At 51.6% G+C, this 12,140-nt stretch carries 9 protein-coding genes; 3 read left to right on the top strand and 6 right to left on the bottom strand.

The genetic code is table 11. From position 1 onward, the window contains the following. The 3 genes from ftsH to tilS form a co-directional block, all read right to left on the bottom strand. Positions 1 to 1,464 (bottom strand): ATP-dependent zinc metalloprotease FtsH (gene ftsH, locus KKH67_11065; GenBank protein MBU1319718.1); only part of this gene is annotated, 1,464 nt, incomplete at its 3' end. Between the two features lie 10 nt (positions 1,465 to 1,474). Continuing rightward, positions 1,475 to 1,999, bottom strand: coding sequence for a hypoxanthine phosphoribosyltransferase (gene hpt, locus KKH67_11060; protein ID MBU1319717.1), 525 nt, complete (start codon positions 1,997 to 1,999; stop codon positions 1,475 to 1,477). Between the two features lies 1 nt (position 2,000). Further along, positions 2,001 to 3,410, bottom strand: coding sequence for a tRNA lysidine(34) synthetase TilS (gene tilS, locus KKH67_11055; GenBank protein ID MBU1319716.1), 1,410 nt, complete (start codon positions 3,408 to 3,410; stop codon positions 2,001 to 2,003). A 270-nt stretch (positions 3,411 to 3,680) separates the two neighbouring features. Here tilS and KKH67_11050 point away from each other — a divergent pair, with 270 nt between their 5' ends. Then, entirely contained in the window at positions 3,681 to 6,575 is a 2,895-nt protein-coding gene (locus KKH67_11050; GenBank protein MBU1319715.1) for a M6 family metalloprotease domain-containing protein, read from the top strand. A gap of 10 nt (positions 6,576 to 6,585) precedes the next feature. Here KKH67_11050 and KKH67_11045 read toward each other — a convergent pair whose 3' ends face one another. Both KKH67_11045 and KKH67_11040 read right to left on the bottom strand, forming a co-directional pair. Further along, positions 6,586 to 7,071, bottom strand: a complete 486-nt coding sequence (locus KKH67_11045; GenBank protein MBU1319714.1) for a hypothetical protein — start codon at positions 7,069 to 7,071, stop codon at positions 6,586 to 6,588. Next, positions 7,058 to 7,519, bottom strand: coding sequence for a hypothetical protein (locus KKH67_11040; protein MBU1319713.1), 462 nt, complete (start codon positions 7,517 to 7,519; stop codon positions 7,058 to 7,060). The genes KKH67_11045 and KKH67_11040 overlap by 14 nt, the downstream gene beginning before the upstream one ends. Positions 7,520 to 7,690: 171 nt before the next feature. Between KKH67_11040 and KKH67_11035 the strand changes: the two genes are divergently transcribed. Then, entirely contained in the window at positions 7,691 to 8,518 is an 828-nt protein-coding gene (locus KKH67_11035) for a hypothetical protein (GenBank protein ID MBU1319712.1), read from the top strand. 102 nt (positions 8,519 to 8,620) lie between these two features. Beyond that, positions 8,621 to 9,511 (top strand): EamA family transporter, encoded by an 891-nt coding sequence (locus tag KKH67_11030; GenBank protein MBU1319711.1) that lies wholly within the window; start codon positions 8,621 to 8,623, stop codon positions 9,509 to 9,511. Here the strand turns inward: KKH67_11030 and KKH67_11025 are convergent. After that, positions 9,499 to 12,129 (bottom strand): patatin-like phospholipase family protein, encoded by a 2,631-nt coding sequence (locus tag KKH67_11025; protein MBU1319710.1) that lies wholly within the window; start codon positions 12,127 to 12,129, stop codon positions 9,499 to 9,501. The two genes, KKH67_11030 and KKH67_11025, sit on opposite strands and share 13 nt — an antisense overlap. Positions 12,130 to 12,140: the final 11 nt, after the last annotated feature.

The following is a 12,140-nucleotide window of genomic DNA, read 5'->3' as shown; positions in this document are numbered from 1 at the left end:
GGAAGTCAAGCCGAGCGCCATACCTCTCGGGATAATGGTGACTTTGTGCACGGGGTCCGATTTCGGCATCAGCCTTGCAACGAGCGCATGACCAGCCTCGTGATATGCCGTAGTCTTCTTCTCTTCCTCCGAGATCACAAGCGACCGTCGTTCGGTGCCCATCATGACCTTGTCTTTGGCCTGTTCCATATCATCCATCAGCACTTTATCATGGTTCTTGCGGGCTGCAAGAAGTGCAGCCTCATTGACCATGTTGGCCAGTTCGGCTCCAGACATACCGGGAGTTCCCCGGGCAAGGACTTCCAGATCGACGGACTCATCTATGTTGACTTTCCTCACGTGCACCCTAAGAATGCCCTCGCGGCCCTTGATATCTGGCTGATCCACGATAATCTGGCGATCGAATCTGCCGGGGCGGAGAAGAGCCGGATCGAGCACGTCGGGACGGTTTGTCGCTGCCAGCAGAATAACACCCTCGTTCGACTCGAATCCATCCATCTCGACGAGAAGCTGATTCAGCGTCTGTTCGCGCTCATCGTGACCACCTCCGAGACCTGCGCCTCTGTGACGGCCGACGGCGTCGATTTCGTCGATGAATATGATACAGGGGGCGTTCTTCTTGCCTTGGTCGAACAGGTCGCGCACCCGCGATGCACCGACACCGACGAACATTTCGACAAAGTCTGAGCCGCTCATCGAGAAGAAAGGAACATCAGCTTCACCCGCGACAGCACGAGCGAGCAGAGTCTTTCCTGTTCCGGGATTGCCGAGCAGCAGTGCGCCTTTGGGAATCTTGCCGCCGAGTTTCTGGAATTTCCCCGGCTCCTTAAGGAATTCAATAATCTCCTGCAATTCTTCCTTGGCTTCGTCACATCCGGCAACATCCGAGAACGTCACTTTTGTACCTTCCGCAGTCAGCAACCGTGCGCGAGACTTTCCAAATGAGAATAACCCCTTCGGACCGCCGCCACCCTGCATCTGGCGCATCATGAAGATCCAGAAAACGATCAACAGCAGCCACGGCGCAAAACCGAGGATTGTGAGCCAACTGAACGGCTGCTCCTCTGCCTTGATTTGCACATTGCTCTCTTCGAGTCGGGTCAGAAGACTCGGGTCCTCGAATACCAGGCGCGTTTTGAAGTCATCGTAAGCCTTGCTCTCGCCTGCCACAACATGGCTGTATGGCTCGCGGAATTTTCCGTGAATGTCGTGATCGATAAAAACGACTTCCGTGACATTCCCTTTGTCCACCTCAGAGAGGAATTCCGAGTACGTAATCTGAGCCAGTTCGGTCTGCCCGGAGTAATAAAATTTGATGAAGAAGATCAATACCAGGACGATGACAAGCCAGAAGAAAAGAGGCCTGGCGTTACGCTTCCACTGGAATTCGTCTTTCTTGTCTTTATTCTGCCTATTGCCGGATGGCTCTCGGCCGCTCCGGCGATCTTGATCAAAATTGCTCATTCTCGACTACTCAGTCCTCCGTTAGGCATGCTATATAAGGCAATCCGCGGAATCTCTCGTCCAGATCGAGTCCGTAACCGATCACGAATCTGTCTGGTATTTCAAAACCCACGTACTTTATACGCAAATCTGCCTTTCTGTTCTCTATTTTATCAAGAAGTGTCACTACTTCTATAGATTTCGGCTGTCTTGCCAAAAAGTTTGCATAGATATAACTCAAAGAGAGTCCGCTGTCAACTATATCTTCAATGAAGATAACATCTTCGCCGCTTATATCGTGGTTCAGGTCTTTTAGCAGTTTAACAGCTCCACTCGAATTTCGGTTACCTCCATAGCTGCCGATTGCGATAAAGTCTACGACGAATTCTATATCAAGCTCCCGAATCAGGTCAGCCATAAATACGAATCCGCCTTTGAGGACTGCCACCAGAATCGGGCATCGCCCTCTATAATCCTCAGATATCTGCTTCGCTAACTCCGATACTCTTCTTGCCAGACGATCCTGATCAATTAGTATTTGCAGGCGGTCAGACATCTCACTCCTGTATAACGCTTGATTTTGCATGGAGTTTCAGCACCTTCTCAGTTTGTGCGGTCAGTTTTGCGCTATCCGTTATGCCGACTCCGACAATCCAGACGATCTCGTCGGCAGCCGTCAAGATTGGGATTTCGGAGCGAAGCGACCGGGGAATTTTCCTGTCGATGAGAATATTTGACAACTTCCTGCTGCCCGGTGAATTCAACAATCTGACGCGATCTCCATCTCTGAACGTGCGCAGCAAGAAAGGGGGAGTCAACCTGTCAAAATCGAGCTGCACATCCCAGCAATCACTGGACTTGGCTATCTCTCCATCGAAATCGCAGATTTCCGACAGGACCTCAAGGCTGAAATCTTCAAGCCTGGTGATGCCGGGGACGTCGACCCTTTCGCAGACCTCTGTCACATCGTTGCGGAAAATTACTAATTGATCGCTACCCCTCTCTATCGAAATGCCGCTATTCAAGTCAGCTCTTCGGCCAACCTCTGAGGCCGTAAGTCTGTCTGCAGATTCGATGAGTTCGAGGTCGAGCGATGTTCTGTGGTTGTCCTCTCCCAGAAGCAAGTTATACGCTTTTCGGATCAATTCGTATCTCAATATCTTGTCGCCGCTGGTGAAGGCACGAACATCAATGAGGATTTTGCCCAGCCGCGAAGACGAAACGGAGTCTCTCCAGAGCCGGTCGACATGCTTTTCAAGGAACTCACCGGTCGCCTGTGCGATGTGCGCTGTCCTGGCAATCGCGCGGACTACTCTGGAATTATAATTCTCACTCAGCAACGGTATCAGTTGATTTCGGACGCGGTTCCTCAGATACTTGCTCTCCAGATTGCTGCTATCGATTCGATAGGTAATCCGTTTCTCGGAGAGGTAGGAAATGATCTCATCCCGATAGCAGTCGATGAGTGGTCGGATCAGGTTGCCATTCGTGGGGTATATTCCCCCGATGCCCGATATCCCAGCCCCACGGACGTAATGCATTAGTGAAGTTTCCGCCACATCATCGGCTGTGTGCCCGGTAGCAATTTTGTTGCAGCCGATATCCGCGAGTAATCGGGCGAAAAACTCATATCTCAAGTGCCGCGCATCCCGCTGGAAATTGCCGTTCTTTAAGAGAATCAGCTCTTCCTGATCGACTGCTCTGACATGCATGTCGATACCGAGATCAGTGGCCAGTTTCCGACAGAGGTCTTCATCAAGGTCGGAGTCGTCACCGCGAGTGTGATAGTTGACATGGGCAAGGACCATCTCAAAACCGAGTTCGCGCCGCCAGTCTGTCAGAATGTGCACCATGCAGACTGAGTCGGGACCACCTGAGATTCCACAGACCAGCTTATCGCCCCGGCTGATGAGCTCGCATTCAATTATTGTCCTAGAAACTCTGCTGGAGAGACCGTCTCTATTCATGACAGACTACGTCTGGATGCCATTACCGTCGTTCCACTATCAACCATCTAATGACAATGTAGGGAAGCCCTTACGAGATTGCCAGATATTTTCCCGGAAAGATAAGAAAACTGTTGATAAATCAGCAGGATGTGCTATTTTAACTCCGTACATACAAATCACTTACGTAGGTAAATTGTCTGACAAAAATCGTAACTTGTTCTTTGAGTCCGGCAGTTGTGATGATGATGTCGATTGTTGGGATCAAAGTGTTGATAAAGGAGAGCCGTCGTGAAGAATCTCATTAGACTAACGTGCTTGAGCTTTGTTCTCATTTTGGTTCTCAGCTCATGGACTCTGGCAGTGATGCCGCCGGCTCCTCCGGAGTGGTATACTGAACGGCTCGGTATGCCGGTACCGGAAGGCGTCAAGCATGGTATCCCGAAGTTGCCACCAACTATGAAGAAGGACCTCGAAGAGGCAGCCCTGAAAAGACCGAACAATACTGATAATCTCCTGCTGATCCTTGTAGAATTCCCTGATAATCAGGCGGACGATGTCAATCATCCACAGTTAGCCTATGATGACTTGATGTTTTCTACGGGCGTTATCCCGACCGGTTCGCTTCTCGAATACTATCAGGAAGTCTCATATGGTGCATTTTCACCAACCGGAACTGTCACTGCGTGGATAATGGCTCCGCATCCATACACATACTATTCAGACGGCAATTACGGCATGGGATGGTATCCGAACAACTCTCAGGGATTGCTTGAGGATTGTGTGAACATCCTTGATCCGACAATAAACTTCGCACAGTTTGACAATAACGGCGACGGCTACGCGGAGGGAATATTCCTCGTGCATGCCGGTCCGGGCGGTGAAGAGACAGGCGATCCGAACGACATCTGGTCGCATGCATGGTATCATGAAGTATACACAAATGACTTCGTTTCAACTGGTCGTTACTCAATAGAGCCGGAAGAGCTTCTCGGCGGCGCGATGATCGAAATCGGAGTTTTCTGCCATGAGTACGGGCATGTTCTTGGACTTCCCGATCTGTACGACACCGACGGCACATCGGAGGGGATCGGCGTGTACTGCTTGATGGCGGCTGGGTCATGGGGCGCGCTTCCCGGCAACCCGGAACGTCCGACACACATGTGCGCCGAAATGAAGCTGAGAATGGGCTGGATGACGCCTATTGATGTAACTGCCAACATGATCGGTCTCGTGATTCCGCCGGCCGTCACTTCACCCGTCTGTTATAGAATTCATCACCCAATTAGCCCGCACGAGTATTTTCTTGTAGAAGACCGCGCAAAGATCGGTTTCGATTCACTTTTCAGAGGGGATGGCGGTTTGGCGATCTGGCATGTCGATGAGAACGGATGGCAGCAGGACGAGAGCCATCGTTACGTCACATTAGAGCAGGCTGACGGCAGTTTCGATCTCGAAAAAGATTACGGTGGCGGCAATAGACACCCTCGCACAAACAGGGGAGACGCGGGCGATCTCTACCCCGGAGCGACCGGGAACGACTATTTCTCGTTTTCGTCGAATCCCAACAGCTTCGATTACAATAACACTACCGACATCGTGACCATCGCGAGCATTGAATACTATGCCGATTCGATGCTACTTGATCTCATCGTCGATCCCGACGAACCAATCTACAGGTTGAGTTCGTACGACATTCTCGACACGGTCTCGCTCGGTGCACCACCGAATTTCAATTCTGATGCCGATTCCGGCGAGGTGGTCGATCTTGTGATATCACTCGCGTGCGACGGTGGCGGTGCGGCAGGTCTCAGCGGGATTCTGAGCACATCAGATACGCGCGTCTCGATTATTGATAACAGCGCCGACTACGGCAGCGCCAGCCACGCGTCGGTTGTCGCGAATGAACCATCACCGTTCAGGTTCGAAGTGCTGACAGGAATCGCAGATTTCGATTCGGCGGCAACATTCAATCTGCACCTGACTGCGGACGGTAGTCCGCAGGATATTCCGATCAGAATCGACATCAATCGCCAGAAGATTCTGCTGGTGCTCGACAATAACGGCTCGAACTGGTCGGACAATCTTGTTGATGCGATGTATGATGCAGGTGTTGCCTTTGATGTCTATCGCACATTCTCCGATGGCACTCCTGAATACGACAAGCTCATACCATATCAGCTCGTGCTTTGGACGAACGGATCATATTTTGGCACGCGAACGTCGGACCCTGATTATGAGAAGTGCCTGACATCCGCAGAGCGGACAGTGCTGCAGCAGTATCTCGACAACGCCGGTCGTGTTGGTCTATTCAGCCAGGACTATATCTACGATCTCGGCATGGACTCGTTCCTTGCCGGCTACATGCATGTCACCGGCGTGCCTCAGGAGGATCAAGGAGCTTATCTGATTGAAGGCGTTCCCGGATCATATATGGACGGCTTTAGCGGAACGAGCATGGAATGGACATTCTATGACTATTCCGATTTCATAATCGCCGGAGCCGGTGCAGCAGCCACGTTGCAGGAGGCGCTCGATGATGGTGCGATAGCCGTTAGCTATCCGAGCGGCGATCCTGTTGTCGGTACGCTAGCGACGACATTCTGTGCATATGGTATTGAGAGACTCGACCATGCATCATTGGTTGCCTTTCTGCAGGGCTGGTACGCGTGGATTCTCTCCCACACGAATATTGATGTTCCTTTGCCGATATCGCCGAAGGGGGGAGCGTTGGTCGGCACGGAGACACCAGAACTGCGCTGGACTGCATCCGAGGGAGCAGCGTCATATCAGGTACAGGTGGCGACAGAATTCGGATTCACCAATGTCGTGTATAGCGCGACTCAGCCGTCCGGATCGTCAATTGCAACCGATCCACTTGCTGAGGGAGACTATTACTGGCGCGTGGCGGCGACACCGTCGTCGGCGCCTGTCGTTACGACGGCGTATTCACCGAGGGCGAGTTTCTCGATAGCTAACGTTTTTGTTCCGGGTGATGCCGATGGCAGCGGCGCGGTCGATATTGATGACGTCGTGTACCTGATCGCCTATATTTTCTCAGGCGGCCCGGTTCCCGATCCGATCGGTTCAGGTGATGCGGATTGCTCCGGCGCTATTGATATCGATGATGTGGTTTATCTGATCGCGTATATATTTTCAGGTGGCCCGGCACCGGGGGATTGCTGAGAGGTCGGCGTCATTTAGCGTCGAGATCTTCGCTCGACATAGCGCCATACTTTGACAGCTCTTTTTCGAGCTGTTCGAGATTGGGATAGCGGCCGGTAAGCCACATCCAGAAACGCTTGCCCCAGGACTGCTTCTTGAGATATCTCTTGAGCTTCTTGTTGTAGTCTTTCTCTCTGACCTTGAGCTCGGCGTCGAATTTCTCAATACACAAGAGCAGCCGTTCGACATTCTCGCGATCTTCCATCATTTCACGAAAGGTGTCGTAGTACTTTATCGAGAATATTGTCTGCACAATCGGCTCGAAGAATACCATCACCTGCGACCCGATGAAGGTGAGCGGCTTGGCAGTTTCAAGCGCCATGATCGCCGGGACAGCCATGCGCCACCGCACGACTTTTTTCGCGACTTTTTCGAGAATCTCCTGCTGCTCCGGCGGGAGTTCTTTCTGACTCTCCGGCTGCCCCTTGCTGCCCGGAATCATATCACCGAGTCCCATTGTCGTCACTTTCGACTTTGCATTTTATGAATTCCATCACACGTTCCCGATCGCAATCTCCGAAGCGTATGTATATGCCCCTGAAGTTTTCGAGACGCGACCGCTGGGTGAACGGCGAAAGAAGCACGCCACTCTTGTCTTTGTAATACGATCTGTACTGAGACCACTCTTTCTTGATGCTTGTGATCGTATATTTGACCACAACCTGGTCGTCGTAGAATTTGTATGAAGTCGGGAAGAAGTAGCCTGATAGTGAACCGATCAGTATCATCGTCGCAAGCGCCGTAAATAGTGCCGAGACAGTCCACGAATAAATGCCGATGGCGATTATCAGAATAAAGACTATCACCGCAGCTGTCACCCAGAGCCTCTGCTTTGCCGGATGGATTGACCAGGCTATGATCGGTTCGGTCTCGGGAGTTGTCTCTTTCGGCTTTGTCTCTTCCATGGCCATAAACTACGCAATAGCTAATCCGGTGTCAAAGGATAACTAAGATTATCGAAATCGAAATCCGCAGACGCACTGCTGTAAACTTGAACAGAATGGCCGTTTGAGGCTTCCGCGCGATGCCTCCAAACCGTCAATTTGCCGATAGAATGCTGGAAAGGAATCCGATTCATGAGTCGTACTGTCATTGCATTCTTACTGCTATTCTGCATATCTCAGCCTGCAGCCGGCGTCATACTGAAAGGCATATTCCATAATTCAAATGGTTACCCGGTGCCGGATGTGATGCTTTTTGTGGATTGTCGCGAGAATTACTTCTTCACCGACAAAGATGGCGTGGCGCTTACCTATGTGGAGTCAGATCATATTGATTGTGCGATATCAGCATCGCGCGAAGGGTTCATGGTACGGTACTGCCTCGCCACTATTCCGGAATCGGCGGATACAGTCAGCTACAACGTGACGCTTGTCCGCGAGGGTGAACCGGAGCCGGTTGTGCCATGCAGTGACCAGAGCCGATTTGCGAGAATCGAATCGTGCGGCTCATTGATCGAATCTGATTGCAGTGGTGATCGCGGATCAACTGTTATTCTGAGTTTCAGCAATCACAACTCTGATCGCATCAGCTGCATTTTCACTCTCTCGCCTGACGAGGAAATCCTCCTCGGCAAAGATGGTTACGACATGGAAAACGCCGAGAAGATTACATTCCTCGCACGATCACAAGCCAGCGAGATAGACGTTCAGTTCTTCTCGCTTATCGAGGATTGCGATTCTCCGAACGGCACCTTTCCAGCGGTCGACAAGACTCTCTCAAAGGAGTTCACACAGATCGAAATCGATTTGACCCGATGGAACAGAGCGCATGTCCGGTCGATCTGGGGCTGTTCGATAGTTGAGACTGGTAAGACTGAGCCACAGGTGATAGAAATCAAGGACCTCAAAATCATTCACTCGACACCTTCACCGACGAGTGCTTCTGCTGGTACAGCGCACTAGCCGGCTGTCCGGCAATCTTCCACGCAAATCATGCAGACTGCGAATTCAGGTTGACTTGGCGCCGGATTGCACTTATCTCCAGATTCGGAGGAGATTAGAAGCTTGCGTGAATTCATACTCTTCGTAGCACTTGCGCTTGCGTGGGGATCGAACTGGCCGGTCGTGAAAATCGGCCTCGAATCGGCCCCGCCATTCTGGCTTGCCACCATAAGGTTTTTCATCAGTTTTATAGCCCTTGGCTCGGTGATACTATTCAAACGCCCGAGCTATCAATCGATTTCTGGCAATTGGGGCAAAATCATGCTGGTAGGATCGCTGTCGTACGGCGTGAGTTATGGATTCATTCACTGGGGACAGAATTACGTGTCGTCAGGGACCGCCTCGGTTCTGTTCGCATCGATTCCATTTTTCGTTGCGATGTTTTCATACATGATGCTCCGCAGCGAGAGGGTGACCGTGTTAAAAGTCATCGGCATCGTTGTAGGCTTTGCCGGAATAGTCGTGATCTATCTCGGCGATATCTCTCTGCATGGGGAAATGGCAATATGGGGGGCTGTCGTTATCACGCTCGCTTCGGCGACAGCGGGATTTACCACGGTATTCGTGAGAAAACATCTGCGCCATGTCGATCCGCTTCTGTTGACGCACACGCAGATGATACCAGGCTTTATTCTGTTGTTGGTAATGGCGCTTGTATTTGATGACGTATCTGCACTCAAGCTCAACGCCAACACGATTCTTTCGACGTTGCATCTTGCTCTGGTCGGAACAGCGTTTGCATTCTGGGCTTTCTTCTATCTGTTATCGAGAATGAATGCTGTCACACTGTCGCTGGTCGGATTTGTCACGCCGATTGTAGCGCTCTTTCTCGGCTGGCTAATCCTCGATGAGAGTATTACAGCCCGGCTAGGTTTCGGGATTGCCCTTGTGTTGGTGGGAGTGTGGTTTGCTTCGCGGGAGCCGTCAGGAAGCATCGTTTCTCAAAAATCATAACCGACATCGATATACGCGCGCTCATGCTCGCGTTCCGCTCGGCCATAGCTGACCGAAATCGGTCCGAGCGGAGAGTCGTATGACAGTTCTACGCCGGAGCAGTGGAGCAGGTTGTCAAAACGAATTTCCTCGAGTGTACTCCAGATATTGCCGACATCATACCGTCCCGTTACGTAAAATCCGTACGGCAGGGCATATCTAAGGCCGAAACTTCCTCTGAACAGCTTATCTCCCTCAAGAGCGTCGTTGTGGTATCCATACAGATTCCTGTTGCCACCGAGGGAGAATTTCTCGAACATTGGCAGCGCGACATCGGACGCACCGATGGCGAAGCTTGGCTGGAGACCGAGCTTATCACTGAGAGGAATCTGTGCCTTCCAATCGAAATACGCCTTCTTATAGCGGTCTTCTCCGCCGAAAGCATCGTACGCAAGCTCAAGATAGAAGTGGGCCGCGACACCTGCATCGGGGTAGGGGTATTTGTCGAGATTGTCGACCTTCGACCGCAGGGTAATGCTGCGCAGACTTCTGTGTATCAGTCCCGCGAATACCGGCAGATCGATTCGGAGCCGCTCCGCTCTTGCCTCGATCGTAACCGTCCCAAGTTTCGATATCTGCTGGCCGAAAGCTACCATAGCGCCGGTGCGTCGCTCTCTGTTGAATCCGAGTGAGACATTGTCCTCATACCGATCTCGCTTCAGCCTTTCGTGATACAACTTTATGCGATATGTGAGATAGGTTTCGAATATCCTGTCTGCCTTAAGATTCAGACTGTAGTACTTCCGTTTCTCGCCGTACTGGACCCTGAAAAACAATTCGTGTGACAATCCAAGGACATTCGCGTCGGCAAAATCCGCGAAAGTCTCTGCATGGTAGTGCTCGTGGTAGTGTGCTCCGATGCGCATGTGGTCGAATTTCTTCTCTTTGACTTCGATGCGCACGAGCGCCTCATTTTCGCGACGCTCTACATCGAAATTGACCCGTTCGAACAGCCCGGTCGAATAGATGTTCGACATTCCCTTCTCAGCGGCTTCAAGATTGAACGGTTCGCCCGGATCAAGAGTGAAATTCCGCTTGATCACCCAGCCTCGAGTGCGGTCGTTGCCTGTAATCATGACACGCGAAATCAAACCTTCGGAGATGTAGTAAGTGGTTGAGTCTGCGAGAATATTGTACGTAACCGAGTCTATCTCCATTAGATCATATCCACAGCTCCTGTAGAGGACGGAGAATCGGTCATAGACATCCTGAATAGCATCGGCGCCATTCTCGGTTGAGTCACATGAGCTGATAGCACTCCGAATTGTTCCGTCGCTGATAGTCTCGTTGCCAACCCAGCCAACCCTGGCGGCAGGCGATATCGGGCATGATTCCAAGATAAGCAGGCCGAGACTGTCAGACTCAACATGCCTTACCTCAAGATGAGATACGGTCCCCGAGTTCAGGATTTGAAGTGCGGCCTGCCTAATCTGGAAAATGGTGAGCAGCTTCCCCTGCCTGGCCGTTTTGGTAAGATCAATAACTGTCGGATTAGTCCGCAAAAATCCCGGGGCTGATATGGAATCGACTCGCACCGAAGCTGCGTCGCCGCACAAATACCGTTCGGTGTCAATCTTCGCCCTGATTTGTGGCAGGGCTTCCAGCATCGCCGCTTCTCCGGCAGCAATCATTAGGTCAATTCCGCTGAAATCGGTTGCCAATTTCCCTCCGAGATCCGGAGTGACCACCACGTCTGCTTTGGAAAGTTCATTGTTTCTGGTCTCAAGCTGCATGATAGTCGTGGTCTGATTCGCTATGTCGATCGCATCAGAAATCTGATCTCTTTCGAGCAGTCCTGATGTTGTGTTGATGGCAATTACGACGTTTGCTCCTGCGTCGCGAGCGACTTCAACCGGTATTGGCATCAGCAGTCCACCATCCATGAGCATCATGGAATCAATCTCGAGCGGTGTGAAAGCCAGCGGCACGGACATAGTCGCTCTAAGGGCGTCTGCAAGATTCCCCTTGCGAATGATAACCGGCTTAGCTGTCAGAATATCGACTGCGCATATCCTCAGAGGAATCCTAAGCCTGTCGAAATCGTGGCGGCAACCATAGTTTGTCTCGATAGAGAGTCTGTTGAGGAGCGAGGTCAGTTTCTGTCCTGAGGTGAGAGCGGTCGGGATTGTCGGTTTGAACCCGTCGAATCGAAGCGTCAGCAGATGTTTCTCTCCCTCCTCACGCTGTGTCATGAAGAGATTAGACCTTTTCGGTCTATCGGAGAAAAAACTGGACCAATCAACATTCCTGGCCAGGCGTTCGATGCTGTCTGCGGAGAATCCAGCGGCCCACAGTCCGCCCACCACACCACCCATGCTTGTGCCGGCGATGAGATCTACTTCAATATCGCTATTTTCGAGGACTTTCAATGCGCCGATTTGTGCTAAACCTCTCGCTCCTCCACCAGACATCACCAGGCCGACTCTCGCACCTCCGAGCTTCGGCTGGTACTCGGGAAAGCCGCGTGATAGAAGACTGTCGAGATCGAATCTGACGAGAGTCCTTGCCTGTCCGCCGAGCCCGGATGTGTGCAGGAGCAGCAGAAGAAGCAAGCCAAAGAGAATTCTTAGACGAATCATCGGAAGAAACT

This window comes from Candidatus Zixiibacteriota bacterium (assembly GCA_018820315.1).
Taxonomy (GTDB): domain Bacteria; phylum Zixibacteria; class MSB-5A5; order JAABVY01; family JAHJOQ01; genus JAHJOQ01.
This window is presented reverse-complemented; position numbering and strand designations above follow the sequence as displayed.